Origin of the sequence: Streptomyces sp. NPDC018833 (assembly GCF_044390825.1) — a bacterium.
GTDB lineage: Bacteria > Actinomycetota > Actinomycetes > Streptomycetales > Streptomycetaceae > Streptomyces.
The window spans coordinates 261303-286093 of sequence record NZ_JBIRZM010000003.1 but is presented as its reverse complement, the minus strand read 5'-3'; the positions used below and the strand labels follow the sequence as shown (position 1 = coordinate 286093).

At 69.4% G+C, this 24791-nt stretch carries 25 protein-coding genes and 2 pseudogenes; 16 read left to right on the top strand and 11 right to left on the bottom strand.

Annotation, left to right across the window (positions count from 1 at the left end):
- Positions 1-73: 73 nt before the first annotated feature.
- Positions 74-1549, top strand: a pseudogene (locus tag ACH5AF_RS08550) (polymorphic toxin type 30 domain-containing protein); the annotation flags it as partial.
- 378 nt (positions 1550-1927) lie between these two features.
- Here the strand turns inward: ACH5AF_RS08550 and ACH5AF_RS08545 are convergent.
- Complete coding sequence (locus ACH5AF_RS08545) at positions 1928-2341, bottom strand: ATP-binding protein (protein ID WP_398900737.1); 414 nt, start codon at positions 2339-2341, stop codon at positions 1928-1930.
- Positions 2342-2476: 135 nt separating this feature from the next.
- Here ACH5AF_RS08545 and ACH5AF_RS08540 point away from each other — a divergent pair, with 135 nt between their 5' ends.
- Genes ACH5AF_RS08540 through ACH5AF_RS08525 form a run of 4 tightly spaced genes read left to right on the top strand, consistent with a single transcriptional unit; the run spans position 2477 to position 4398 of the window.
- Positions 2477-3343, top strand: coding sequence for a Scr1 family TA system antitoxin-like transcriptional regulator (locus ACH5AF_RS08540; protein WP_398900736.1), 867 nt, complete (start codon positions 2477-2479; stop codon positions 3341-3343).
- On the top strand, positions 3340-3549 hold the full coding sequence (locus ACH5AF_RS08535) for a DUF397 domain-containing protein (RefSeq protein ID WP_398900735.1): 210 nt from the start codon (positions 3340-3342) through the stop codon (positions 3547-3549). Before ACH5AF_RS08540 ends, ACH5AF_RS08535 begins: the two co-directional genes overlap by 4 nt.
- A gap of 13 nt (positions 3550-3562) precedes the next feature.
- On the top strand, positions 3563-4087 hold the full coding sequence (locus ACH5AF_RS08530; RefSeq protein ID WP_398900734.1) for a hypothetical protein: 525 nt from the start codon (positions 3563-3565) through the stop codon (positions 4085-4087).
- Positions 4057-4398: a DUF397 domain-containing protein gene (locus ACH5AF_RS08525; RefSeq protein ID WP_398900733.1), complete on the top strand. Its 342-nt coding sequence runs from the start codon at positions 4057-4059 to the stop codon at positions 4396-4398. The genes ACH5AF_RS08530 and ACH5AF_RS08525 overlap by 31 nt, the downstream gene beginning before the upstream one ends.
- 86 nt (positions 4399-4484) lie before the next feature.
- Here ACH5AF_RS08525 and ACH5AF_RS08520 read toward each other — a convergent pair whose 3' ends face one another.
- Positions 4485-5312 (bottom strand): LLM class F420-dependent oxidoreductase, encoded by an 828-nt coding sequence (locus ACH5AF_RS08520; RefSeq protein ID WP_398900732.1) that lies wholly within the window; start codon positions 5310-5312, stop codon positions 4485-4487.
- Between the two features lie 151 nt (positions 5313-5463).
- Here ACH5AF_RS08520 and ACH5AF_RS08515 point away from each other — a divergent pair.
- From ACH5AF_RS08515 to ACH5AF_RS08500, 4 genes and pseudogenes are all read left to right on the top strand, one after another.
- Positions 5464-6982, top strand: a pseudogene (locus tag ACH5AF_RS08515) (CehA/McbA family metallohydrolase).
- Between the two features lie 52 nt (positions 6983-7034).
- Positions 7035-7772 carry an IclR family transcriptional regulator gene (locus tag ACH5AF_RS08510; protein WP_398900731.1) on the top strand — a complete coding sequence of 246 codons (738 nt, stop codon included), beginning with the start codon at positions 7035-7037 and terminating at the stop codon, positions 7770-7772.
- 204 nt (positions 7773-7976) lie between these two features.
- Positions 7977-8303 carry a putative quinol monooxygenase gene (locus ACH5AF_RS08505; protein ID WP_398900730.1) on the top strand — a complete coding sequence of 109 codons (327 nt, stop codon included), beginning with the start codon at positions 7977-7979 and terminating at the stop codon, positions 8301-8303.
- Positions 8304-8878: 575 nt separating this feature from the next.
- Entirely contained in the window at positions 8879-9505 is a 627-nt protein-coding gene (locus ACH5AF_RS08500) for a dihydrofolate reductase family protein (RefSeq protein ID WP_398900728.1), read from the top strand.
- 3 nt (positions 9506-9508) lie between these two features.
- On the opposite strand, the gene ACH5AF_RS08495 is transcribed toward ACH5AF_RS08500, so the two are convergent.
- The 7 genes from ACH5AF_RS08495 to ACH5AF_RS08465 all read right to left on the bottom strand — a co-directional run bounded on the left by ACH5AF_RS08495 (position 9509) and on the right by ACH5AF_RS08465 (position 18626).
- On the bottom strand, positions 9509-11074 hold the full coding sequence (locus ACH5AF_RS08495; protein WP_398900727.1) for an APC family permease: 1566 nt from the start codon (positions 11072-11074) through the stop codon (positions 9509-9511).
- Between the two features lie 251 nt (positions 11075-11325).
- Complete coding sequence (locus tag ACH5AF_RS08490; RefSeq protein WP_398900726.1) at positions 11326-12780, bottom strand: aldehyde dehydrogenase family protein; 1455 nt, start codon at positions 12778-12780, stop codon at positions 11326-11328.
- A complete protein-coding gene (locus ACH5AF_RS08485; RefSeq protein WP_398900725.1) occupies positions 12777-14516 on the bottom strand; it encodes an amidohydrolase family protein in 1740 nt (579 codons plus the stop codon). The genes ACH5AF_RS08490 and ACH5AF_RS08485 overlap by 4 nt, the downstream gene beginning before the upstream one ends.
- Before the next feature lie 671 nt (positions 14517-15187).
- Positions 15188-16315, bottom strand: a complete 1128-nt coding sequence (locus ACH5AF_RS08480; RefSeq protein WP_398900724.1) for an LLM class flavin-dependent oxidoreductase — start codon at positions 16313-16315, stop codon at positions 15188-15190.
- 118 nt (positions 16316-16433) lie between these two features.
- Positions 16434-17186 (bottom strand): SDR family NAD(P)-dependent oxidoreductase, encoded by a 753-nt coding sequence (locus tag ACH5AF_RS08475; RefSeq protein ID WP_398900723.1) that lies wholly within the window; start codon positions 17184-17186, stop codon positions 16434-16436.
- A 15-nt stretch (positions 17187-17201) separates the two neighbouring features.
- A complete protein-coding gene (locus tag ACH5AF_RS08470) occupies positions 17202-18122 on the bottom strand; it encodes a TIGR03619 family F420-dependent LLM class oxidoreductase (RefSeq protein ID WP_398900722.1) in 921 nt (306 codons plus the stop codon).
- 90 nt (positions 18123-18212) lie between these two features.
- The gene (locus ACH5AF_RS08465) at positions 18213-18626 is read right to left on the bottom strand and encodes a PaaI family thioesterase (RefSeq protein WP_398900721.1); all 414 of its coding nucleotides are present in this window, start codon (positions 18624-18626) and stop codon (positions 18213-18215) included.
- A 144-nt stretch (positions 18627-18770) separates the two neighbouring features.
- On the opposite strand from ACH5AF_RS08465, the gene ACH5AF_RS08460 reads away from it, so the two are divergent.
- Positions 18771-19370 (top strand): Uma2 family endonuclease, encoded by a 600-nt coding sequence (locus ACH5AF_RS08460; RefSeq protein ID WP_398900720.1) that lies wholly within the window; start codon positions 18771-18773, stop codon positions 19368-19370.
- A gap of 111 nt (positions 19371-19481) precedes the next feature.
- Here the strand turns inward: ACH5AF_RS08460 and ACH5AF_RS08455 are convergent, their stop codons facing one another.
- Positions 19482-20246, bottom strand: a complete 765-nt coding sequence (locus tag ACH5AF_RS08455) for a GntR family transcriptional regulator (protein ID WP_398900719.1) — start codon at positions 20244-20246, stop codon at positions 19482-19484.
- A gap of 109 nt (positions 20247-20355) precedes the next feature.
- On the opposite strand from ACH5AF_RS08455, the gene ACH5AF_RS08450 reads away from it, so the two are divergent.
- The 6 genes from ACH5AF_RS08450 (at position 20356) to ACH5AF_RS08425 (ending at position 23434) form a co-directional block, all read left to right on the top strand.
- Positions 20356-21060: an ATP-binding protein gene (locus ACH5AF_RS08450; protein ID WP_398900718.1), complete on the top strand. Its 705-nt coding sequence runs from the start codon at positions 20356-20358 to the stop codon at positions 21058-21060.
- 176 nt (positions 21061-21236) lie between these two features.
- The gene (locus tag ACH5AF_RS08445; protein WP_398900717.1) at positions 21237-21374 is read left to right on the top strand and encodes a hypothetical protein; all 138 of its coding nucleotides are present in this window, start codon (positions 21237-21239) and stop codon (positions 21372-21374) included.
- A 112-nt stretch (positions 21375-21486) separates the two neighbouring features.
- A complete protein-coding gene (locus ACH5AF_RS08440) occupies positions 21487-21687 on the top strand; it encodes a hypothetical protein (RefSeq protein WP_398900715.1) in 201 nt (66 codons plus the stop codon).
- Position 21688: 1 nt separating this feature from the next.
- Positions 21689-22225 carry a DUF6879 family protein gene (locus tag ACH5AF_RS08435; RefSeq protein ID WP_398900714.1) on the top strand — a complete coding sequence of 179 codons (537 nt, stop codon included), beginning with the start codon at positions 21689-21691 and terminating at the stop codon, positions 22223-22225.
- Entirely contained in the window at positions 22222-23082 is an 861-nt protein-coding gene (locus ACH5AF_RS08430; protein ID WP_398900713.1) for a helix-turn-helix domain-containing protein, read from the top strand. The genes ACH5AF_RS08435 and ACH5AF_RS08430 overlap by 4 nt, the downstream gene beginning before the upstream one ends.
- 130 nt (positions 23083-23212) lie before the next feature.
- Positions 23213-23434: a hypothetical protein gene (locus ACH5AF_RS08425; protein WP_398900712.1), complete on the top strand. Its 222-nt coding sequence runs from the start codon at positions 23213-23215 to the stop codon at positions 23432-23434.
- A 2-nt stretch (positions 23435-23436) separates the two neighbouring features.
- On the opposite strand, the gene ACH5AF_RS08420 is transcribed toward ACH5AF_RS08425, so the two are convergent.
- Positions 23437-24657, bottom strand: a complete 1221-nt coding sequence (locus ACH5AF_RS08420; RefSeq protein ID WP_398900711.1) for an amidohydrolase family protein — start codon at positions 24655-24657, stop codon at positions 23437-23439.
- Positions 24658-24791 lie beyond the last annotated feature (134 nt).

The following is a 24791-nucleotide window of genomic DNA, read 5'->3' as shown; positions in this document are numbered from 1 at the left end:
TGCCCGATCGTCGTCTCGTTCACTTGGCGTCTCTCCTTGATCAGCAGATCCGCCGTTGATTAGACACTCCCCCTCCGGCCGGACCCTCACCTTCGAACGCGACGCCGCAGGCCGCGAACTCACCCGTCACATCGGCGAGACGATCAGGCTGAGTCACTCCTTCGACACGATGGGCCGCCTCACCGACCAGAGGATCAGCGGACGGGACCGCGATCTTCAGCATCGGACCTATACCTACCGCGCAGACGGCAACCTCGTCGGCATAGACGACCAGCTGGCCGGCACACGCAGGTTCGATCTCGATGAGGTCGGCCGTGTAACCGCCGTCCACGCGGCGGACTGGAACGAACGCTACGCGTACGACGCGGAAGGCAACCAGACCGACGCATCCTGGCCGGCATCCCATCCGGGCCAGGAAGCCACCGGCAGCCGTGCCTACGCGGGAACGCGGCTGACACGCGCCGGGAACGTCCGCTACGAACACGACGCCCAGGGCCGGATTGTGCTGCGCCGGAAGACGCGACTGTCGCGTAAGCCCGATACCTGGCGCTACGTGTGGGACGCGGAGGACCGGCTCACCTCCGTGACCACCCCGGACGGCGCGGTTTGGCGCTACCAGTACGACGCACTCGGTCGGCGCGTAGAGAAACAGCGCGTCATCGGCGACGACCAAACCGTCTTGGAGCAGGTCTCCTTCACATGGGACGGGGCAACACTCTGTGAACAGGTCACCATCGGCGAAGCGTTCGCCAGTACGGTGGCACTCGCCTGGGACTACCATGATCTGCGCCCGATCACGCAAACAGAGCGCCTCTTTTCCGGAGCTGCCACGCAGGAAGAAGTCGATGAGCGCTTCTTCACCATAGTCACTGATCTAGTTGGCACCCCGAATGAACTTATCGACGAATCAGGTAATTTGGCGTGGCGCATGCGAGCAACGCTCTGGGGCACCACAGCCTGGGCAGCGTCAAGCACCACGTACACACCTCTGCGGTTTCCGGGCCAATACTTCGACACAGAAACCGGTCTGCACTTCAACTTCCATCGCCATTACGACCCGGAAACTGGCCGCTATATTACGCAAGACCCTTTGGGGCTCGCTCCCGCGCCCAACGCCAATACCTACGTTCACAATCCGCACAGCTGGACTGACCCACTCGGTTTGTCGCCATGCCCGGAACGGGTTGAAGGAGGCGGCTGGGATCTACGAGATAAGAACCCATTGACTGTTGTCCCAAAGGACGCTGAAGTTCGCCAACTTACACCGGACCCGAACGGTGGCGCTCAGAAGGGCTTGGAGTACAAGTGGAAGGACGACGTAACAGGAAACGTCGTTCGCCTGCGTGTACATGACGCCAACGGGACCGCACCAGCCGGATCAAACGCAGCCAACGGAGACGTCTACAGACTTTCGATCGGCGGTCGATATCAGGACGAGGCAGGAACTCTCCACCATCGACAAGTCCACAATCCGAACAGCCCGAACTACAATGCAGAGGCCGCCAACGACACTCACATACCGTGGCCCAGCCAATACCCGCTCCCGTACAAGCACAAAGGATCGCGCAACGTGCCGCTACAAGCCCAGCAAATGATGGAGCTACTACGCCAGGTCATGGACAAAGATCCTCGCCAGCGCGAGCTCGCTGCAGACAGAATCAGCGACTGGCTGAACAGTTACTCTCCCTTCGAAGGGGGTCTGCTGGCTGGGGTAGTGTCGATCGCTGCCGCGTGCGAGTCAGATTTCGACGCCCTGGAGTCGCAGTTGAATTCGTTGCTGGAGCTCGGAGCAGGTGGCTTTACCAACATCGAGAACCTCGGGCGACTGCGAGATATAGACACCACCGGACTGCCTTCGAACCTTAGAGAGTACGTAAGCGATCTTCTGGAAGACTCCTGACGTGGTTGGGGCACACACCCCTGAGGCCTACAGCACCAGCTCCGCCCAGACTGTCTTGCCGACCTCATGTTCGGACACGCCCCAGTCCGTCGCCAGCGCCGCCACCAGCACCATCCCGCGGCCCGCTTCCGCGTCCGGGCTCGGTGTTCCCGCCATCGGCGCGCGCTCGCCCCGTGCGTCCGCGACCTCGATGCGGAGCCTCGTCTCCGTCAGCCGCAGGCGCAGCTCGAAGTCGCGGCCCGGCACGCGGCCGTGCGTCACCGCGTTCGCGGCGAGTTCCGCCACGATCAGCGCCGCCGTGTCGGACAGCTCGCTGCCGTACGCGTAGCCCCACGCGTCGAGTTGGTGCACCGCCAGGTGGCGGGCCAGACGGGCGCCGCGCCGGGTGGACCTGAAGCGCTGGGTGAACTCAGCCGTCGGGGTGGTGATTTCCGTATTCACGTTACCGAGCGTGTCCGGCTCTGCCTACGCTGACCAGGACCTACGGCTCGACGCCGGGTATCCGTACGGACGCGGTCGGCCCGCTGTACGGCTGTCGGCCGTAACCTTCGGTACGTACGCAAGGGCGGGTACGGCATGGGGAACGTCGGGCGGGAAGAGCGACCGGAGAGGCCGGCCGAGGTGGACGGGACAGCGCATCTGTTCCGGGCACTCGGCAAGCAGATCAAGGTTCTGCGGGAACGGGCCGGGCTGAGCCAGAAAGAGCTCGGCATCGCTGCCCATTGCGGGGAGGACCTGATCTCCGCGATCGAGCGTGGGGTCCGGACCCCACAACCCGACTTCCTGGAGCGCGTGGACGGTCTGATGGGCGCGGGCGGCGTGCTCAAGGCGGCCGTCGATGACGTACGCGAGGCGCAGTCGAAGGCACGGACTCGGCATCCGGAGTGGTATCGGAACTACGCCACGCTGGAGGCCGATGCCGATCAGCTCTGCGTCTACAACAACCAGTCCGTGCCCGGCTTGCTCCAGACCGAGGACTACGCCCGTGCCGTCTTCACGCAATGGCGGCCACTGCTTGACGACGCCACAATCGAGAAGCGGGTAGCCGACCGCCTCGCTCGGCAGCAGATCTTCGAACCTTGGCCGTCCCCCACGTTCAGTTTCATCCTCGACGAGAGCGTCCTGCTCCGGCCGATCGGAGGGCGAACCGTTCACCACCAGCAACTGCGCAGGCTCATCGATGTCGGGCGGCTCCGGACGGTCCAGCTTCAGGTGATGCCCCTCGACCGGGAGGAACAGCCGAGCCTGGACGGTCCGTTCACTCTCGTCACGCCCAAAGGGCGACAGCAGGTGGCATATCTGGAGACACACACGTACCCCCGCCTGATCACCGACAGGGAAGAGGTCAGTGTGCTGTCGATCCGCTATGGGATCATCCAGTCGCAGGCTCTCAGGCCTGGCGAGTCCCTTGCCCTGATCGAGAAGATGCTGGGAGAGCGATGAACACCGAGCAGAAGCTCAACTGGTTCAAGAGCAGCTACAGCAGTGGCGGCGGCGGGGAGTGCGTCGAGGTCGCCACCACCCCCGCCGCCGTGCACGTCCGCGACTCCAAGAACCTCCCCGGCCCTCAGCTCGCGCTCACCGCTCCCGCCTGGGCCGCCTTCGTCGCCTACGCGCGCGTGGGACCTCAAGTACCTGACAGGTGTTGATCACGGAGTGGGCGTGGAAGACTTCCCGGGATGCTCGCTGGAAGACCTGGAGCGGCGCGTCCACGGACGTGGTGCTGTAGGCGGGGCGGAGAACTGGGAACACATTCGCGAACTGAGCGTGGGCAGGATGCAGTCTGCCGCGTATCCCCGGGAAATCAGGATCCGGTGGGCACACCTCGCTCTGGCTGCCATCGCGGGCAAGTATGCGCCGTCCCTTGAGGATCCGAAGAAGTCGGTGGCCGAATCAGCTCATGTGCGCTCCTTCATGATCCGAGAGTTCGGGGAGAGCGAGGCGGACGAAGCCCGGCGGATTGGCGAGCTCTGCGCGCATGTGGAGGCGCATCTCGGTATGACGCGTGAAGAAGCGCGCCAACTGGCTTCAGAGTGGGGCGGCGCTCCACGCGAGCAGGTACTTCACTTGAGGCGTATCAAGAACATGCTTACGCCGTTGGCGGCGATCCAGGACCTCTTGCAGGAAGAGGATCCGATTCAGCGGGACATCACAGGGTGGTTGGCCTTGATCCCCGTACTCCCGTAGGGCGCGCAGGGCCAAAAGGCGGGCCGCAGGTGGCCTACACCGAAAGCTACGGCAGCGACGCCGAGGGCGGCGCGTGCGTCAAGGTCGCCACCACCCCCGCCGCCGTGCACGTCCGCGACTCCAAGAACCTCCCCGGCCCTCAGCTCGCGCTCACCGCTCCCGCCTGGGCCGCCTTCGTCGCCTACGCGCGCGTGGGACTCGCAGTCAGTACCCAACCCGTCACGGAGCGAGGACCTCGCCATGGTCCTCGGCCGGCAGGGAGCGCATCAACTGGGCCGTCAGGACGGGGTCGGCCAGTATCGCCGCCGTAGCGCGCCACTCCGTGAGGACGCGGTCGAGAGTCCGGACCGTACCGGTTCGCGGGGCGGACCTTCCCGACTGACGAAGCCGCACCGGTTCACAAATGCCGCGCGTACTCGTCCAGCGCCCGCAGCACCTCCAGCTCGCTCCCCGCCGGGAGCTGGAGCACCACCTCCCGCATGCCCTGGTCCGCGTAGTGGGCCAGCTTGCCCGGTGAGGGGAGGACCGCGTACGGGACCACCTCCAGGGAATCCGGGTCGCGGCCCGCCGCGGACCACACGTCACGCAGCACCGGGACCGACTCCCGCATCCCGCGCCCCCCGATGGGCATCCAGCCGTCGCCGTACTCCGCGATGTGCGCGAACAGCTTCGGGCCCGCCGCGCCGCCCACCAGGATGCGCGGTGCGCCGCCCTGTGGCTTCGGGTGGGCGAGCGAAGCGCTGACTGTCGCGAACTCGCCCTCGTGGGCGAGCGGTTCGGGTGACCACAGGGCACGCATCAGGCGCATCCTGTCCCGGACCAGTTCCCGGCGCGTCGGCCAGTCCACGCCGTGGTCCGCCGCCTCCTCCACGTTCCAGCCGAAGCCGACGCCCAGCGTGAACCGGCCCCCGGACACGTGGTCCAGGGTCGCGATCCGCTTCGCCAGGGCGATGGGGTCGTGTTGGGCCACCAGCGTCACGCCCGTGCCCAGCCGCAGGGTCGACGTGACCGCCGCCGCCTGGGACAGCGCGACGAACGGGTCCAGCGTGCGGCCGTACTCGCGCGGCAGTTCACCGCCCGCGCCGTACGGCGTCTTCCGGGACACGGGGATGTGGGTGTGTTCGGGGACGTAGAGCCCGGCGAAGCCGCGCTGCTGGAGTTCGTGGGCCAGCCGCACGGGGGTGATCGTCTCGTCGGTGAGGAAGATCGTGGTGGCGATCCGCATGGGGACACCGTAGGCCCAAAGACGGCCACCCGCCCCCGGCCACGACCGTGTCACCTGTCAATTCCCTTCCCTTGCCGCCACGTTCACGGCTCAATACCAGGGTTCGGACCGCACCACTCCTGTCCAACTCGACCCCTCGGGAGCCGACGGCATGTGCAACGACGACGAACACGCGGGACACGCACTGGGAAGACGAGGACTGATCGTGACGGGAGCCGCGGCCGCCCTTGCCTTGGGCACGGTGAGCTTCGCGAACGCGGCACTACGCACAGGCGAAGGGGCGACGGAGGTCGTGCACGGCACGCTGCCGCCCGGCGCGCCCGACTTCGTGTACCTCCCCGTGGAGATCCCGGCGGGCGTCAGCCGGATCCACGTCTCGTACAGCTACGAGAAGCCGCCCCAGCCCGCCGGCACCGCGGGCAACGCCCTCGACATCGGCATCTTCGACGAGCGCGGAACGGCGCTCGGCGGCAAGGGGTTCCGGGGGTGGTCCGGCGGGCGCCCGTACGGAGTTCTTCATCCAGGCGGACGACGCGACTCCGGGCTACCTCCCCGGTCCCGTCCGGCCCGGCCTGTGGCACATCGCGCTCGGGCCGTACACCGTCGCGCCGCAGGGGCTGACGTACGAGGTCCGCGTCACGCTCACCTACGGGGACCAGGCCGAACCGCGCACGGCGGTGTATCCGCCGGAGCGGGCCAGGGGGCGCGGGCGCGCCTGGTACCGGGGCGACTGCCATCTGCACTCGTGGTACTCGGACGGCAGGCGCACCCCCGCCGAGATCGCCGCCCTCGCGCGGGCCGCCGGGCTCGACTTCATCAACTCCTCCGAGCACAACACCCATTCCGCCCACCCCCATTGGGCCGATGCGGCAGGTGACGACCTGCTGATCCTCCTCGGGGAGGAGGTCACGACGCGCAACGGGCACGTGGTGGCGCTCGGCACCGACCCGGGGACGTTCGTCGACTGGCGCTACCGCGCACGCGACAGCCGCTTCGGGCACTACGCGCGGGCCATCCGCCGGGCCGGCGGCCTGGTCGTCCCCGCCCATCCGCACGCCACCTGCATCGGCTGCAACTGGAAGTTCGGCTTCGGCGAAGCGGACGCGGTGGAGGTGTGGAACGGGCCCTACACCCCCGACGACGAGGTGTCCCTCGCCGACTGGGACAGCACCCTGGCCGTCGCCGCCCGCACCCGCGGGCGCTGGATCCCCGCCATGGGCAGCAGCGACGCGCACCGCCACCCCGACCCGGTCGGCACACCGCAGACCGTCGTCCTCGCCGAGGATCTCACCCGTGCGGCGATCCTCGAAGGGATCAGGTCCGGACGCAGCTACGTCGCCGAGAACAAGGACGTGACCGTGGCCTTCTCGGCAGCGGGCGGGCGCGGGCGGCACGCCGGGATCGGCGAGCGGCTGCGCGTGGACGACGACGATCCGGTGACCGTACGGGCGGAGGTGGCGGGCGTACCCGGCTGCACGGTCCGCATCGTCACCGACCAGGGCGTCCTGCACACGGCCCCGGTCCCGGCGTCCGGGACGGGCACGGTGGAGTGGCGTACAACGGCGCGACACGCCACGTACGTACGCGCCGAGGTCCGGCACGCGCCCGTCGTCCCCGGCCTGCCGGGCCCGCCGGCGGCCTTCACCAACCCCGTCTTCCTGGGCGGCTGAGCCGGCGTCCCTGCCACGTACCCTCGAACGGGACCGTGGAAGGAACGTGATCATGGCAAGCCCTGCCTCCGGGCCGCAGTCCGTCGACCGTGCGCTGGAGATCCTCGACGCCGTCGCCGACGCGCCCGGCCCCGTCGGGGCCAAGGCGCTCGCGCGGCGGCTGGGGTGCTCACTGTCGACCGTGTACCACCTGCTGGGGCCGCTCACCGCGCGCGGGCACCTCCTGCGGACCGGCGAGGGCTACGCGCCAGGGCCGCGCGCGGTGGCCCTGCACCGGTCCTTCCAGCGACATCTGGGGCTCGGGCCACAGCTTGCCGAGATGCTGCCGCGGCTGCGGCGGGCGACCGGCGCACAGGCATACGTCACGGCGTACCGGGACGGCCGGATCGTGATGCTGGACAGCACGGTGCCGGTCACGGACAGCGAGCACCCCTTCGTGCCGGGCCCCGAGTCCCGGGCGCACGCGACCGCCCACGGCAAGGCGCTGCTCGCGGCACTGCCGAGGCCGGCGCGGCGCCGGTACCTGGCCGAGCACGGGATGGCCCGCTTCACCGACCGTACGATCACCGCCGTGGACCGCTTCGAGGCGGAGGTCGAGCGGGTGCGCGGCCGGGGCTACGCGGTCTCCGTCGGCGAGGCGGACCCGGCGTACACCTGCCTGGCCGCCACGCTCGCCGACCAGTCCTCCCAGGGCGTGGTGCACGCGCTGTCGTTGTCGCTGCCGACAGCGGACTTCCGGCGGCGGCACGGCGAACTGCGGGCGGCGCTGGTGCGCGCGGCGGGGCGCTAGCGGGGTGCCCGGGGCATTAGCCCCCGGCTCGTTCCGGCGACCGGCCCCGGGTCGCGGACGACCGGGCGCCTGCCGCGGGCTGTGGCCCGCCGGCAGGGGCGAGCGCAACGCGTCGGCCCCGCGCCCGGCAGCCCGTTTCCGACGGGGTCGGAATGCGAAGCCGCCCGAGTGGTCAGGCAGGGTCACGCGGCGGAGGGTGGAGGCATGATCTTCATCGCCGTCAGGTTCACCGTCCGCCCCGAGCACAGCGACCGCTGGCTCGACATCGTCGACGACTTCACGCGCGCCACCCGCGCCGAGCCCGGGAATCTCTTCTTCGACTGGTCGCGCGGCGTCGACGACCCCCACAAGTTCACGCTGCTGGAAGCCTTCGCCGACGCGGAGGCGGGCGCGACGCACGTCGCATCCGAGCACTTCAAGGCCGGGATGGTGGCGATGGCCACCGCCATCGCCACCAAGCCCGAGATCATCAACGTCGAGGTGCCGGGCCAGGGCTGGAACGAGATGGCGGAGCTCCAGCCCGTCTCCTAGCGCTTCTCCACCGGGAAGAGCGGGGTCCACGGCAGGGCCGTGCGCCAGGCGGCGCCGTCTCGCATCCAGTCGTCGATGATCTTCCGCGACCGGCTCGGGTCCGATCACCGGGCCCTGGCTGGGCACATGGCCCTGGAAGTGCAACTCCTCGCGGCCCTCGCGGTACTCGACCTGATAGCTGAGGTCGTCGTTGAGGTGCACCTGGATGAAGTGCTGGTCGACCGGCTCCCGGTCCGTCCGCTCGACGATCACGTAGGGGTACGACAGATTCATGTCGGCGAGCAGGTCGTGCACTTCGACGTAGGTCGGGTCGTCGATCGACTTCCCGCCCGCCTCGCTCGCCCGGATCAACGGCTTCGTCATACGGGCGACTGTACGGGGCGGGTGCGACAACGCCCGCCGCGGTCGCGGGAGATGCACCGTCACGGCTCGCGCAGCGCCCCCAGGTACACCCCGAGCAGGATCAGCGGCGCGCCCAGCAGTCCACCCGGCCGCGGCGGCCGACCGCGAGGCGCCGACGCTCCCGTGTCCGGCGGCGGCATAGTCGGTACCGGACCCGACCGAAGGAGCACGTCATGAGCAAGGTCGTCGCGGACATCTCGGTGTCCCTGGACGGATTCATCGCCGGCCCGAACGACGGCCCCGGCAACCCGCTCGGCGACCGCGGTGAGCGGCTGCACGAGTGGGCGTATCCGCTGGAGAGCTGGCGTGGGATGCACGGTCTCGACGGGGGCGCCACCGGGCCGGACTCCGAGGTGATGGAGGAGACGGTGCTGCGCGCCGGGGCCTATGTGATGGGGCGGCGGATGTTCGACCTGGGCGAGGAGCCGTGGGGCGACACTCCGCCCTTCCACGCCCCGGTGTTCGTCGTCACACACGAGGAGCGAGAGCCGCTGGTGAAGCCGGGCGGGACGACGTTCACCTTCGTCACGGGCGGGATCGAGGAGGCCGTCGGGCGGGCGCGGCGCGCCGCCGGCGAGAAGGACGTCGTCCTCGCCGGCGGCGGTCAGGTGATCCGCGGTGTGCTGGTGGCCGGCCTGCTCGACGAGATCCAGCTGCACCTGGTGCCGGTACTTCTCGGCGGCGGGGTGCGGCTGTTCGAGGCGGCCGACGGGGTCACGGAGGCGGTCGAGTTCGAGACGACCCGGGTGATCGACTCGCCCACCGTGACCCATCTGCGGCTGCGGCCCGCGAGGGCCTGACCGTCAGTCGGCCATCACCAGGGCCGGGGTCTCCTTGGTGAGCACCTCGCCCCGGAAGAACGCCGGGCTGCGGCGCTGCATCAGGAGCATCAGCACGACGCCGAGCAGCAGCAGGCCCACGCCGATGACGAACACGGAGCCCATGCCGAGGACGGAGGAGCCGGAGCCGTAGGCGGGGTCCCACATGTCGTAGAGGGTCTTGCCGAAGACGGCGGTGAGCATCAGGCCGCCGGCGCCGGGGAGCACTCCCTTGACCAGCAGGTTGCCGGTCGAGCGGGTCAGCTCCTTGCGGAAGAACCAGACACAGGCGAAGGCCGTGATCGAGTAGTAGAAGCAGATCATCAGGCCGAGGGCGTAGATGGTGTCGACCAGGACGTTCTCGCTGACCAGGCTCATCACCGTGTAGAAGAGGCCGGTGGCGATGCCTGCGGCCACGGTGGCGAGTCCGGGGGTCTTGAAGCGGGGGTGGACCTTCGCGAACGCCTGGGGCATGGCGTCGTAGGAACTCATCGCGAGTGCGGTGCGGGCGACGGGGATGAAGGTCGTCTGCAGGCTGGCCGCGGCGGACGCGAGGACCGCGACGAACAGCAGGATGCCGAGGCCCGAGCCCATGATCGGGTCGGCCAGGACCGCGAAGATGTTGTCGGAGGTGTCCGGGTTGCCGAGGCCGGTGCCCTTGTCCCCGATGCCGGCGTACATCTGGACGGCGATCGCGACCATTAGGTACGAGACGACGATCACGACCATGGCGAGCATGGCGGAGCGGCCGGGGGTGCGGGCGCTGCCGACGCTCTCCTCGTTGATGGACAGGCAGGCGTCCCAGCCCCAGTAGATGAAGATCGAGAGGGAGAGTCCGGCGGTGAAGGCGGAGAAGGACTCGATACCGAGCGGGTTCATCCAGGACAGGGAGAAGTCCAGGGAGCCCGCGACCTCGCCGGACTTGGCGATCGCCATGACGGCGAAGACGGCGATGACGGTGAGCTGGAGTCCGACCAGGGCGTACTGGACCCACTTGGTCGCGGTGATGCCGCGGTAGCTGATCGCCGTGGCGACGGCGATGAAGGCGAGGGTGGTCAGGATGTGGACGGCCTTGTCCCCGTCGAGTGCGGCGACGCTTTCGCTGCCGGTGATCTCTCCGGCGGTGAGCCAGAAGAAGGACGTGGCCACGCCTGCCAGGTTGGACAGGACGACGACGGTGGCCACCAGCAGGCCCCAGCCGCACATCCAGCCGATCTTGGGGCCGAAGGCCTGCACCGACCAGGTGAAGGACGTGCCGCAGTCCGGGACCGCCTTGTTGAGCTCGCGGTAGGCGAAGGCGACGAGCAGCATCGGCAGGAAGCCGGCGAGAAAGATGGCCGGCATCTGGAGGCCCACCTCGCCGACGGTGGGTCCAAGGGTCGAGGTCAGACAGTAGACGGGGGCGACCGTGGAAACGCCGATGACGGCTCCGCCCATCAGGCCGACGGAGTTCCCGCCGAGGCCTTTCTCGCGGACACCGCCGGCGTCTTCGGGGGCGGCCGTGCCCCGTACTGCGTCTCCGGCCTGCGGCCGCGCATCGAGCTGAGTCATGAAGAGGACGCTAAGGCCTGCGGTTTCCACATCCGGAGGATCGAAGTCCGGATCACGCGCTTTCGATTCAAAGGCCATATCGGGCTAGTGATTATGCATTGAAAGACATTCAAACCAACCTGCACACACTTCGCCAGGCCGACGCCACCCCTCCACCGAGTACGATAATCGCAGCCATGCCCGCTTTGTCTGGTTTCAAATTTTCCCACGGCAATTTTCGGACACCGTTCCCCGCGGTTCGGCGGCCGCCCTCACCCCGGCCACACCACCGCCTGCAACTCGCTGTACGCGTGCAGCGCATACGACCCCACGTCCCGCCCGACACCGCTCCGCTTGAACCCGCCGAACGGCGCCTCCATGTTCCGGCCGATCGTGTTCACTCCCACCCCGCCCGCCCGCAACTCCCCCGCCACCCGGAACGCGCGCGCCACATCGCCCGACCAGACGTAGTCGATCAGGCCGTAGTCACTGTCGTTCGCGAGAGCCACGCCCTCCTCGTCGTCGTCGAAGGGGACCACGACCACCACCGGACCGAAGATCTCCTCCCGCACCACGCGCATGTCGTTGGTGCACTCGGCGAACAGCGCCGGTGCGACGTAGAAGCCCCTGTCGAACGCCGGCCGCCCACCTCCCACGACCAGGCGGGCGCCTTCCTTGCGGCCCAGCTCGACATACGCCTCCACCCGCGCGCGGTGCGCGGCCGATATCAGCGGGCCGACCACCGTCGCCGGGTCGGCCGGATCGCCGATCCTGAGCCGCCCGGCATACGCGGCGAGGCCCGCCACCACCTGGTCGTGGACACCCCGCTGCGCGAGGACACGCGTCGGAGCCGTACAGATCTGTCCGCTGTAGAAGGAGAACGTCGTCCCGATCCCGCGCACCGCCGACTCCACGTCCGCGTCGTCGAAGACGAGGGCCGCGCCCTTGCCGCCGAGCTCCATCAGCTGGCGCTTCATGTCCCGGCCGCACACCTGCGCGATCCGCTGACCGACCGCCGTCGAGCCGGTGAAGCTGACCATGTCGACGTCCGGGGAGTCGACGGCGGCCTCTCCGACCTCGGGTGCGCAGCCGGTGACCACGTTCACCGTCCCGGGCGGGGCACCGGCCTCCCGCAGCGCCTCGGCCATCCGGTAGACCGACAGCGGATCCTGCGGCGCGGGTTTCACGACGACCGTGTTGCCCGCCGCGAGCGCGGGCGCGACCTTGCCGGCCGGGTTGGCCCAGGGGTTGTTGTACGACGTGATGCAGGTGACGACACCGACCGGGCGGCGCACCGCGACGGCACCGAACACTCCCGCACTCCCCATCGGGCCTGCCGTGTTGATCTGCGGCGCCAGCGGCTGCTCGACCGGCTCCAGCGCGCCCCGGGCATAGCGGCGGAAGCGGGCCGCGGCGACGGCGACCTGCATACCGCGGGCGGTGGCCGTCGTGGCACCGCTCTCCGCGCGGGCGAGCGCGGTGTGTGCCTCGACGTCCCGCCGGACGAGGTCCGCGGCCCGGTCCAGGACCGCCGCGCGTTCCTCCGGCCTCGTCCGCGACCAGGCGGCGAACGCCTCGCGGGCCGCGGCGACGGCCTGGTGCACCTGGGCGCGGCTCGCCTCGGGCGCGAGACCGACGGCCTCCTCCGTGGCCGGGTCGATCACCTCGTAGTGGCCGTGGTCCGGCTCGACCCACGCGCCGCCGATGAACAGCTTCTGCGGTCTCATCGCGTCGCCACCGTCCTCGTGTCCCGTCCCGAGCGCAGCACGATGCCCGGCACGGCCCCCGTGACCCGGTCGTCCCTGAGGGTCTCGACGCCGTTGACCCGGACGGACACGATGCCGATCGCCTTCGCGTCCAGCCGCGGGCTGTCCCCGGGGAGGTCGTGCACCAGGCGCGCGGGCCCGGCATCGATGCGCTCGGGGTCGAAGAGGACGAGGTCCGCGTGCCAGCCCTCCTGGATCCGGCCACGCTCCCGCAGGCCGAACAGCCGCGCCGGGTCGTCCGTCAGCATCCTGACCGCCTGCTCCAGACCGAGGAGCCCGCGGCCGCGCAGACAGTCGCCGAGGAACCGCGTCGTGTACGGCGCCCCGCACATCCGGTCCAGATGCGCGCCCGCGTCGGACCCGCCGAGCAGGACGTCCTCGTGCTGCCAGGTCTCCGCCCGCAGGGCCCAGGACGCCGGATCGTTGTCGGGGGGCATCGGCCACAGGACCGTCCGCAGCTCGTCGTCGGCGCAGATCTCGACGAGGCACCGGAACGGATCCTGGCCGCGTTCGGCGGCGATGTCCCGCACGACCCGTCCGGTCAGGCCGTCGTTCTCCTTCGCGTACGTGTCTCCGATGACGTACCGGCCGAAGTCGGCGAGCCGCCGGAAGACACCGGCCTCCTCGGAGTCCGCGCGCCGCAGCATCTCCGCCCGTACCGCCGGATCGCGCAGCTTCGCGATCCGCTCGGGGACCGGCAGGCCCAGGATCTCGCCCCAGCCGGGCAGGAGGTTGAGCGCGCAGAACGTGCCGAGCGACATGTTCATGGGCGTCAGGATCGGCATGGTGAGCGCGACGATGCGCCCACCGGCCCGACGGGCGCGCGCGCTCGGCAGGAGCTGGCGCGGTACGCGCTCGGGGACGGCGGCGTCGATGGTGAGGACGTTCCAGTTGAGGGGACGCCCGGCCGCGGCGCTCATGTCGACGAGGAGCTCGATCTCCTCGTCCGCGAACCGGTCGAGGCAGCCCGCGACGATGGCCTCCAGCTGGGTGCCCTCGTGCTCCCCCACGGCCCTCGACAGCGCGATGAGCTCGTCACGCCCGGCGTGCCGGGAGGCGACGGGCCGCCCGTCGCCGTCCGAGTGCGTGGACGACTGGGTGGTGGACAGGCCCCAGGCGCCCGCGTCCATGGCGTCGTGGAGGAGATCGGTCATCTGCCTCAGCTGTGCCGGCGTGGGCTGCCCCCCGACGGCGTCCGGGCCCATCACATGGCGGCGCAGGGCGCAGTGCCCCACCATGAACCCGGCGTTGACGGCCGTCCGTCCGTCGAGGGCGTCCAGGTACTCCCCGAACGTGTGCCACGTCCACGGCGTGCCCTGTTCGAGGGCCACCAGGGACATGCCCTCGACCTTGGACATCATGCGCCGGGTGTAGTCGGCGTCCTCGGGCCGGGCGGGGTTGAGCGGGGCCAGGGTGAAACCGCAGTTGCCGCCCGCGACGGTGGTGACGCCGTGGTTGAGGGAGGGGGTGGCGTACGGGTCCCAGAACAGCTGGGCGTCGTAGTGCGTGTGCGGATCGACGAAGCCGGGGGCCAGGACGAGTCCGGTGGCGTCCTCCCGGCTCCGGGCTTCCTCGGTGACGCTGCCGGGCGGGGCGATGACGGCGATGCGGCCGCCGCGGATGCCGACGTCGGCGGCGTAGGCGGGCCCGCCGCTCCCGTCGACGACGGTCGCGTTCCGGACGAGATGGTCGAGCATGGGGCGTCGTCCCTTCTGGCGGTGGGCGTTGGGGGCGTGGCAGGCGGGTCATGGCCCGGCCTCGGTGGGCGTCCCGTCGGAGTCGCGGCAGGCGGGTCGTGACGCGGTCTCGGCGCGCATCCCGCCAGGGCATGGCCCGACCCGGCGCGCGTCCCGCCAGGGGTGTGGCCCGACCCGGTGCGCGTCCCGCCAGGGGTGTGGCCCGACCCGGTGCGCGTCCCGCCGAGGGCATGGCCCGACCCGGCGCGCGTCCCGCCAGGGGTGTGGCCCGAGCCGATGCGCGTCCCGCCGAGGGCATGGCCCGACCCGGCGCGCGTCCCGCCAGGGGTGTGGCCCGAGCCGATGCGCGTCCCGCCGGGGGTGTGGCCCGGTCGGAGGGCGTGGCGTCCGGCCGCGGACGCGGCGCCCTCCGGCCGGGCGGGACGCGGGTGGCGGTCCGGGAAGACGCCGCCCGCGGTCTGTGGGGGCGGGCGTTCCCCCTACCCGCCCTTCCCGAACCGAGGGAGGCCCCGGACCCCGTACCGCGTCTCGCGCGGTCTCCCCGCCCCTATGGCCCGGCGGCCGTGGAAGCTGCCCCCGGACGCGGGCTGAGGCCGCGCGGCGAAACCCCTTTCGCCGGCGTTCGAGGCGACGCCGGGTCCGGGGCGGAGCCCCAGTGGCCGGCCCCGGTCTCATCTCGGCGGCGCCGACTCGCGGAAGCGGGTCGTGCGGTGCACCGGGTCCGTGTCGATGTGGGGGATCACGTGCTCACCGATCAGCCGGATCGTCGTCATCGTGTCCTCGTACGACACCCCGATCGGCAGCCCGAACGACAGCTGGTCAGCCCCCGCCTGCTCCCACCTCTTGCACTGCTGGAGGACCTCGCCCGGGTCGCCGCAGATCATCAGTTCCTCCGCTATCAGCAGCTCGATGATCTCCGCCGTGTACTCCGGCAGCAGCTCCGGCCACTCGGGGATCCCCTCCGGCCGCGGGAAGGTGTCGTGGTAGCGGAACAGCAGCGACTGCAGGTAGTTCAGCCCGCCGCCGACCGCGATCTCGACCGCCTTGTCGTGCGTCTCCGCGCAGATCGCCGTCGACGTCACCATCACGTTGTCGTTGACGAACGCGCCGACCGCCTTCGCCTCCGCGACCGCCGTCTTGTACGACTCGACGACCCACTCCATGTCCGAGACCTTCTGGACGCTGAAGCCCAGCACGCCGAGGCCCTTCCGGCCGGCCATCGCGTACGAGGAGGGGGACCCGGCCGCGTACCACATGGCGGGATGGGCCTGCCCGTACGGCTTGGGGAGGACCTTCCGCGGCGGCAGGGACCAGTGCTTGCCCTGGAAGCCCGCGTACTCGTCCTGGAGCCACATCTTGGGGAACTCGGCGATCGTCTCTTCCCAGATCTCCTTGGTGTGGTTCATGTCGGTGATGCCCGGCATGAACCCGAGGATCTCGTGCGAGCCGGCGCCGCGGCCGGAGCCGAACTCGAAGCGGCCCTCCGACAGGTGGTCGAGCATCGCGACCTTCTCGGCGACCTTGACGGGGTGGTTGACGGGCGCGAGGGGGTTGAAGATCCCCGATCCCAGGTGGATCCGTTCCGTCGCGTGCGCGAGGTAGCCGAGGAAGACGTCGTTGGCCGACAGGTGGGAGTACTCCTCCAGGAAGTGGTGTTCCGAGGCCCAGGCGTACTTGAACCCGGACCGGTCCGCCTGGATGACGTACTCGGTCTCCTCCATGAGCGCCTTGTGCTCGGCGAGCGGGTCGGTCCCGGCGCGCCTGCCGAGGTATCCCTGTACGAAGATGCCGAATTCCACGGGGGTTCACCGCCCAATCATTTCTGACGTACCGTCAGATCTGGATGGCTCCGACTGTTCCACCGCCCGGACGGGAACGCAATACCTGACAGGTCGTCAGTAGATGCCCCCGGCCGCGTCACAGCACGCTGACCCCGGCGAGCCATCCCCCGTCGATGACGAACGGCTGGCCCGTGATGTACGAGGAGTCCCCACCGGTCAGGAAGAGCGCGAGCCGCGCGATCTCCTCCGGCCGCCCGACCCGGCCCATCGGCACGAGGGTGCGGTACAACTCCTCGATCGCACCCGGGTCCGTACCGTCCGGATTGCTCATCGGGGTGTCCACGGCCCCCGGGCACACGGCGTTCACCCGTATCCCCCGTGCGGCGAGCTCCAGGGCGGCGACCCTGGTCAGGCCGAGAATGGCGTGCTTGGAGGCGGTGTACGCGCCGACGTACGCCATACCGGTCAGGGCCGTGTACGAGGCGGTGTTCACGATCGTCCCGCCGCCGGCGGCCTCGATCTCGGGGGCGAGCGTCTTGATCCCGAGGAACGCGCCGACCTGGTTCACCTGCGTGACGAGCTGGAACTCCTCCAGCGGCGTGCTGACCAGCTCGTTGAAGCGCAGGATGCCCGCGTTGTTGACCAGCCCGTCGATCCGGCCGAAGGCGTCCCTGGCGGCGGCGACGGCCGCGGTCCAGTCTTCCTCCCGGCTCACGTCCAGGTGGAGGTACAGGGTCCCCAGTTCCTCGGCGAGCTTCCCGCCCTGCTCGTCGAGAACGTCGGCGAGGACCACACGGGCGCCCTCCGCCGTGAAGAGCCTCGCCTCCGCCTCGCCCTGCCCGCGCGCGGCCCCGGTGATGAACACGACGCGTCCGTCCAGCTTGCCCATGCCGACTCTCCCTGGTCATTCGAGGTGGGGGGCCACTTCGGCGGCGAACGCCGCCATCTGGTCCGTCAGTTCGGCCGCGCTCCGGCTGCGGAAGCGGACCTGGATCTGGTCCACGCCCGTCCCCGCGTACGCGCGCAGCGAATCGGCGAGGGCCTGCGGCTTGCCGGTCAGGGTCCTGCGACCGGTGCGCCAGGCCGGTTCGCCGACGTAGAGCGGTTCGGTGATGGCGCCGATCACGAAGGGCGCCTTGATGCCGGCCCGCTCGCGCAGCACCCTGATGCGGGCGATCTGCGCGGGCAGCCGGTCGCGCGGGTCGCCCTGCGGCAGCCAGCCGTCACCCTTGAGGGCGGCGCGGCGCACGGCGGCGGGCGAGGAGCCGCCGACCCAGAGCGGTACGCGCTCCTGGGCGGGCCGGGGCCGCTGCCCCAGCCCGGCGAACGAGAAGCGCTCCCCGGTGAACTCCGGGTACTCAGCAGGGCCGAGCGCGACCCTCAGCGCGTCGATCGTCTCGTCCAGCACCGACCCCCGGTCGTCGAAGTCGACACCGAGCGCGTCGAACTCCTCCCGTACGTGCCCGGCGCCGACGCCGAGAACCAGCCGTCCGCCGGAGAGGTGGTCGAGGGTCGCGTACTGCTTGGCGGTCAGCAAGGGGTGGCGCAGGCCGACGACAGCGACATGACTGAGCAGCCGGACCCGCTCGGTGGCGGCCGCGAGGAAGGACAGCGTGGCGACGGGGTCGTACCAGACGGTGGACATGGCGTCGGCGAGGCGGCGCGGGATCGCGACGTGGTCGCAGGCGGCGAGGTACGCGAAGCCTGACCGGTCGGCGGTGCGGGCGATCTCGACGAGCTCACCCGGCCCCGCTGCGGCCTCCCAGGGCTCGGCGTAGAGGGTGCTCTGCGACTGGACCGGGAGCTGCATCCCGTACGCGACCATGGGGGACTCCTCGCATCTGACGGACCGTCACAACCGATGGCCCGCCCATGGTCTTGCCCACCGGGCCATCAGGCAAGGCCCGTGCGCCGCCTACCCCAGCAGGGCGTACACCGTCGAGGCGCGGGCGGCGGGCTCCCCAGCGCCCTCCACTGTCATCGTGATGTCCACGAACGCCATGCGTTTGCCCAGCTTGGTGATCCGTGCGTCGACGAGAACGTCGGCGCCGGTGACCGCGCGCAGAAAGCTGGTGGACTGCTGGACCGTGGTCATCGGGACGAAAGCGCCGCGCGCTGACGCCACCGCGATGACGGTCGCGGTGTCGGCCGCGGCCATGAGCGCCTGCCCGGACAGCGCCCCGCCTTCCCGCGCGAGCCGCTCGGACCAGGGCAGCCGCAGCACCGCGTGCAGCTCGCCCGCCTCCTGGACGGTCAGCCCGAGGTCGAGCACCCAGGGCGCGAAGTTGTCGGAGAGGATCTTGTCGGCTTCGGCGAGGGAGAGCGTCATGCCCCGATGGTGCCGGGCCGCAGCGCGTCCCGGTAGCCGCCCTGCCCGTGCGCGAGGAAGCCTCCCCGGCGGATTCGGCCACTCGTGCCAAACAGGACCACTACGCTGAGTATCGACTGGCCCGCCACGCGAGGGAGGCGCATCATGACGGTGATGCTGGAACGCCCGACGACAGACGGCACCGACCCCCGCCGCTTTGAGGAGCTGTGCGAAGCCCTCGATGAGCTGAACGTGCCCGACGGCTTCAACGCCGAGATCATCAGGGGGAACATCGTCGTGTCACCATGGTCGAAGGCGTATTGCCTCGACGTCATGGATCTGGTCTGCGACCAGCTGCGCCCCTGCCTTCCGGAGGCCCACCGGATCAGCTCCGCTCCGGCGCTTTATGTGTTCCCCGGCGTGGAGAGGGCATACGGCCCCGACGTCCACACGGCTCATCGCCAGACCCGCCGAACGACGAGCCGCCACCTGGACGGGGAAGCGCTCTCCTTCGTCGCCGAGTTGACCTCTCCCTCGACGCGCGACGACGATTTCACCGACAAGGTCGAGCGCTACGGCAAGGCCGGCGTTCCTGTCTATCTCCTGCTCGACATGCAGGAGGACAGCGCCACCGTCTTCTGGTCGCCGACCGCCAAGGGGTACGCCTCCCACCTCACCGTGCCCTTCGGCGAGAAGATCCACATCCCCCCTCCGTTCGACTGTCACCTCGACACCACCGGGTTCCAGGCGCCGTCCGAAGGCTGACCAGAGAATGGGCGGCGCGACCCGACGGGCGGCCTCAAATCCGCTCAGAGCACCCGCCGGGGCGTAGGTGTCGCGATGCACCGGGAGCTTCGCTACCTGCCGCTCTCCGAATCAGTCGCCGCGTTGATCGATCCCGAACTCGTAAGCAATCTCCCACCGCACGTCCGCGACCGTGATGTCGGCCGTCTCCACCGCGCGACCGTCGCGGTCGTAGTACGTCCGCTCGATCTGAGTGATGAGGTCACCGACGGAAATGCCGAGCAGGTTGGCCTGCTCCTGGGTGGCGCGAGCAGGGCGGGGAATCTCCACGGCCGTCTCGATGAGGACGCCGATCGAGCGCATGCGCTCGACGACTCCCACTCCGGCGTGCGGGCCCATCTCGGGCAGCACCACCGGCGTGCCGTCGGTGATGGCCATCGGCTCCCACGACTCCGACAGTTGCACGGGCTGCCCATCGGCGAGGAACTCGTAGGTCGTCATGACACACGGGTCACCGGGGGCGATGGCCAGCCGCTCGGCGATGTGCTCGGGTGCCGGAACGCGCGCCTCGCTCCGTGACTCCCAACTGCCCGCCTTCCCACGCTCCTTCATGTCGGCACGGAACGGGCTCCCGCCTCGGCGTTCGCGGTGCCGGGAACGGACCATGCGCAGACGCTCGCGCGGACGACGGACGTAAGTGCCGGACCCGGCACGGCCTTCGAGGAGACCCTCGATGATGAGGCGCTCCATGGCGCGCTGGGCAACGGACTGACCGACACCGTACTCGTCCGCGAACTTCGCCCTGCTGGGCAGTTTGTCGCCAACTGCCCATTCACCTGCCTGGATACGGGCACGCAGGGCGTCGGCGACCTGCAAGTAAGGCGTTTCGCGTGGCATATACGCATCTCCGAGCGCTGTACGACGACGTTGACAAAGCTAACCCATCAGGTTCAACCTGAATACTCAGCATTACGAAGAGCAACAGGCTGACCACAAGGGGAGAGCTGTGCCCACTTCGCCTCCGCATGCCATCGCCCTCGCGGGCATGCTCGCCGCAGCGACCCGTAACAGTCCACGCATCACGGAGATCCAGGGCGCCGTCCGTATCGAGATCGACCTCCCCCAGGAACTGTCCGGCCTCATCCGCTCCATCGTCCTGACGACCCTCGGCGCAGCCGACAGGTACGGCCACGACTACACCGCCGACGGTGACGCCGTGTGGGCCGAGATCGACCGAAAGGCGACAGCAGTGACCGACATCGACTCGTTACCGCCATCGGAACCGGGCTCCGGCGCAAGCGCTCCGAGTGGCTGCGCACCACCCATGTCCGAGGACGTGCACGACCGCACGATCGTTCTCGATCTCCTCGCCTTCCCCAAGGCACTACCCGCGCTCCGTCACACTCTCCGAGAGCACCTCGGCCGCCCCTGCACCGACGTGCTGCTCTGCGTCAGCGAGCTGTTCAGCAACGTCGTCCGGCACCTGGGCGAGGGCACTCCCGTCACGGTCCGGGTGAAGGGCACACACGACGGTCGCACCCGGATCGAAGTCACCGACCCCGACCCACGAGCGCTCCCCGTCCTGCTCCATGCGGCGACAAACGACGAGTCTGGCCGCGGCCTCGCCTTGCTGGATGCCGTCGCGCTGCGATGGGGCGTGGCACAGGGCCCCGAGAGCAAGACAGTGTGGTGCGAAGTGGAGGGCGGGTGATGCTGCTCCGCCTTCTGTCCCGTCTGTCGCCCGGAACCGGCAGACGCCGAGCCGCCGCATCGGTCGCAACGCCACCTCGGCCGCGGGCCGAGGCCAGGACGCCTATCCGGCTCCGCGAGCGCCGGAGCCCGTACGCACGGGAAGCCGCCGAGGACCACCGCATCGACGTCACAGGCATGCCTATCACACGCCCTTATTACCGAGCCGCCGAGAAGCGCCGGCTGCAAGCGGAACGGCGGCTGGCTCTGGCCCTCGCGCTCGAGGGGCTGGACTCCGGCCCGGTGATCGTCCACGGAATCTGCTTGTCGACGTAGCCCTTGCCTCAGCCCTCAGCCTCCCGGTACTCGCCTTGGCTGGATCACGCTCTGTTCAATAACCCGATCTACTGATGCAATTTCGAGAAATATCAGCGAGAGGAGAAGCGTCATGAAGCTACGCTTCATCGGAACCACCTCGGGTGGCGGCAACTGCCCGACGCTGTACGAGACCGACCGCGGCACCTTCGTCGTACAGGGCTACCGTGTCACCGACGAGGAGGCCCTCGGCCAGCTACGGGACGTCCTCGACGGTGAGACGTTCGTCGAGGTACCCCGAGACCTGCTGACCCGTTTCGCGCCCAAGGAGTGACGTGCCCGACCTGATCACCGGCGAGGCGTTCGGGCGTCTCTTCGAGGACTTCGAGCACACCGCGTGGCGCCTGGAGACCCGCACGCTCTACACAGTCGAGGAAGAACAGGAGCCATTCGCCCGCCACAGGCGAGGCGAGAACCCGGGCACCGACTGGTTCCAACCGTGGCTGGACACCATGCGCCAGGGCATCCAGCAGGGAAAGCGGATCGAACGGGTGCGGGTGGTGCCTCACGTGCTCACCGACTACCTGGAATTCGAGCTGTGGCTCTGCCAGTTCAATGTCCAGGTCGGCGAGGACATCCGTTACCTCTCACAGGCTCAGGCGGACAAGCTCGGCCTGCCCGGGTACGACTACTGGCTCTTCGACTCACGTCGCGTCGGACTGATGCACTTCACCGACGACGGCGTCCCCCTCGGCACCCAGATGATCGAGAACCCCGCCGAGGTCGTCCGGCACAGCTACCTGCGTGACACCGCCTGGCACCACGCCGTCCCGTACGCCGACTACGTCGCCGGGCGGACCATCGCCCCGTGACGAGGATCCACGAAGCGCGGGAAGCGCTCGGCCGGCGCCTCCGTGATCTCCGCCGTGAAGCGTCACTCAACGGCAAGGGGCTCGCGGAGGCGCTGGGCTGGCCGGCCAGCAAGGTCAGCAAGATCGAGCTCGGCCGGCAGAGCCCGTCCGAGGCGGACATCGCCGCTTGGGCGGACGCCTGCGGCACGCCCGACGCAATACCCGCTCTCGTCGCCACGGTACGAAATCTCGAAACCCAGTACGCAGACTGGCGACGGCAACTGCGCAACGGCACCAGGCTGCGCCAACAGGCCCTCGCCGAGGTCGATGAATCGACACGGACCATCCGCGCCTTCGAGAGCACGTGGGTGCCTGGCCTCCTGCAGACGCCTGAGTACGCGCGGTGCCGCCTCGCCGAGGTGGTGGACCTCTACGGCGTCGCCAATGACATCGACGCGGGCGTGCAAGCTCGCATGGAACGGCAGAACGTCCTCTACCGGCCCGGACGCCGCTTCCACTTCATCATCACGGAAGCCGTCCTGCGGTACGGCACAGCACCGCGCGACGTCATGACCGGACAGATCGACCGACTCGTGAGCGCTTCCTCCCTGCCGTCAGTGCGCCTGGGCATCGTCCCGTTCGGCATCAGGCTCCCGGTGAGCCCACTCCACGGGTTCTGGTTGTTCGACGACCGGATCGTCATGGTCGAGACATTCGCCGCGGAAATGCGCCTGACCCAGCCCGAGGAACTGCGCCTGTACCGCAACGTGTTCGACCGACTGGCGTTGATGTCCCGCTACGGATCGGACGCCAGACGGCTCCTCATGTCCGCCCTCGACACACCATCGGAGCAATCGCCGCGCGAGTTCGAGAAATAGCGAGCAATCCATTCGGGCTTTCCGCGCAGCCTTCCTAGTCGCTTACACCACGCAGTCCAGCGACACCCGCGGTCTGGGCGACATCGCCGTCGTCGGCATCGTCGAGCCGGAGAGCGCAACCGGTGAGCTGTTGTGGCGACTGGCCGCCGGCATGTACGCCAACACGCCCACCGATCAGGCCCAGGCCCGCTGGATCCTCACCCAGTGCACCCGCGCCCGGATGTGCCGATCCCCCTCGTACCGCGATCTACCGGACACGCCATGGACCGCGCAGCTGACCCGCACCGTCCCCCTCGATGAACTCTTCGCCAACCACGACGTCCTTCGCACCGGGCGGCTGGTGATCGGATAGCGCTACGCCCCCGCCCACAACCCGTCCTCCGTCAGGCCCAGCAGGTCGATCGCGTTGCCGCGCACGATGCGGTTCACCACTTCCGGTGGCAGGTGGCTCATCTGGGACTCACCGACCTCCTTGGACTTCGGCCACGTCGAGTCCGAGTGCGGGTAGTCCGTCTCGTACAGCACGTTGCCCGCCCCGATCGCGTCGAGATTGCGCAGGCCGAACGCGTCGTCGAAGAAGCAGCCGTACACGTGCTCGGCGAACAGTTCCGAGGGCGGTCGCGTGACCTTGTCGGCGACGCCGCCCCAGGCGCGGTTCTCCTCCCAGACCACGTCGGCCCGTTCCAGGATGTAGGGGATCCAGCCGATCTGGCCCTCCGCGTACATGATCCGCAGGTTCGGGAAGCGTTCGAACTTGCCGCTCATCAACCAGTCGACCATCGAGAAGCAGCAGTTGGCGAAGGTGATGGTCGACCCCACGGCCGGCGGGGCGTCCGCAGACGTCGAGGGCATCTTCGAGGACGAACCGATGTGCATGGCGACGACCGTGCCGGTCTCGTCGCACGCCGCGAGGAAGGGGTCCCAGTCGTCGGTGTGGATCGAGGGCAGACCGAGGCGCGGGGGTATCTCGGAGAAGGCGACGGCGCGCACGCCGCGCGCCGCGTTGCGCCGCACCTCGTCGGCGGCGAGACGGGCGTCCCACAGCGGGACGAGGGTGAGCGGGATCAGCCGGCCGCGCGCCTCGGGGCCGCACCACTCCTCCACCATCCAGTCGTTGTACGCCCGCACCCCCAGCAGCCCGAGCTCGCGGTCGGCCGCCTCGGTGAAGGTCTGGCCGCAGAAGCGGGGGAAGGTGGGGAAGCAGAGCGCCGACTGGACGTGGTTGACGTCCATGTCGGCGAGCCGGTCCGGGACGCTGTACGAACCGGGCCGCATCTGCTCGTAGGTGATGATCTCCAGCTTGATCTCGTCCCTGTCGTACCCGACGGCCGTGTCGAGCCGGGTCAGGGGACGGTGCAGGTCCTCGTACACCCACCAGTCGCCGATGGGGCCCTCGTCGCCGGGCGCCCCCATGACCGGTGAGAACTTTCCGCCGAGGAAGGTCATCTCCTTCAGCGGGGCCCTGACGACGCGCGGACCGATATCGCGGTATTTCGACGGGAGCCGGTCCCGCCAGACATTGGGGGGCTCCACCGTGTGGTCGTCCACCGAGATGATCTTGGGGAAGGTCTCCATGGATTCACCGTAGCGCTGATCTGACGGTTCGTCAGCAACTGCGCTCGGGCCTTGCGCAGGGCCAGCTATACACTACATGTATACATCGTGTGTATAGTGCGAGCCGCAGACAGGCGCAGACCACACGGCAGACC

What these genes read in the sequence shown, in the direction of transcription:
- ACH5AF_RS08485 (WP_398900725.1), bottom strand. Translation starts at nt 14,516, where the DNA reads ATGCTCGACCATCTCGTCCGGAACGCGACCGTCGTCGACGGGAGCGGC.
- ACH5AF_RS08520 (WP_398900732.1), bottom strand. Translation starts at nt 5,312, where the DNA reads ATGCGGATCGCCACCACGATCTTCCTCACCGACGAGACGATCACCCCC.
- ACH5AF_RS08510 (WP_398900731.1), top strand. Translation starts at nt 7,035, where the DNA reads ATGGCAAGCCCTGCCTCCGGGCCGCAGTCCGTCGACCGTGCGCTGGAG.
- ACH5AF_RS08445 (WP_398900717.1), top strand. Translation starts at nt 21,237, where the DNA reads ATGCCTATCACACGCCCTTATTACCGAGCCGCCGAGAAGCGCCGGCTG.
- ACH5AF_RS08540 (WP_398900736.1), top strand. Translation starts at nt 2,477, where the DNA reads ATGGGGAACGTCGGGCGGGAAGAGCGACCGGAGAGGCCGGCCGAGGTG.
- ACH5AF_RS08505 (WP_398900730.1), top strand. Translation starts at nt 7,977, where the DNA reads ATGATCTTCATCGCCGTCAGGTTCACCGTCCGCCCCGAGCACAGCGAC.
- ACH5AF_RS08490 (WP_398900726.1), bottom strand. Translation starts at nt 12,780, where the DNA reads ATGAGACCGCAGAAGCTGTTCATCGGCGGCGCGTGGGTCGAGCCGGAC.
- ACH5AF_RS08535 (WP_398900735.1), top strand. Translation starts at nt 3,340, where the DNA reads ATGAACACCGAGCAGAAGCTCAACTGGTTCAAGAGCAGCTACAGCAGT.
- ACH5AF_RS08460 (WP_398900720.1), top strand. Translation starts at nt 18,771, where the DNA reads ATGACGGTGATGCTGGAACGCCCGACGACAGACGGCACCGACCCCCGC.
- ACH5AF_RS08455 (WP_398900719.1), bottom strand. Translation starts at nt 20,246, where the DNA reads ATGCCACGCGAAACGCCTTACTTGCAGGTCGCCGACGCCCTGCGTGCC.
- ACH5AF_RS08470 (WP_398900722.1), bottom strand. Translation starts at nt 18,122, where the DNA reads ATGGTCGCGTACGGGATGCAGCTCCCGGTCCAGTCGCAGAGCACCCTC.
- ACH5AF_RS08500 (WP_398900728.1), top strand. Translation starts at nt 8,879, where the DNA reads ATGAGCAAGGTCGTCGCGGACATCTCGGTGTCCCTGGACGGATTCATC.
- ACH5AF_RS08440 (WP_398900715.1), top strand. Translation starts at nt 21,487, where the DNA reads ATGAAGCTACGCTTCATCGGAACCACCTCGGGTGGCGGCAACTGCCCG.
- ACH5AF_RS08495 (WP_398900727.1), bottom strand. Translation starts at nt 11,074, where the DNA reads ATGACTCAGCTCGATGCGCGGCCGCAGGCCGGAGACGCAGTACGGGGC.
- ACH5AF_RS08465 (WP_398900721.1), bottom strand. Translation starts at nt 18,626, where the DNA reads ATGACGCTCTCCCTCGCCGAAGCCGACAAGATCCTCTCCGACAACTTC.
- ACH5AF_RS08420 (WP_398900711.1), bottom strand. Translation starts at nt 24,657, where the DNA reads ATGGAGACCTTCCCCAAGATCATCTCGGTGGACGACCACACGGTGGAG.
- ACH5AF_RS08475 (WP_398900723.1), bottom strand. Translation starts at nt 17,186, where the DNA reads ATGGGCAAGCTGGACGGACGCGTCGTGTTCATCACCGGGGCCGCGCGC.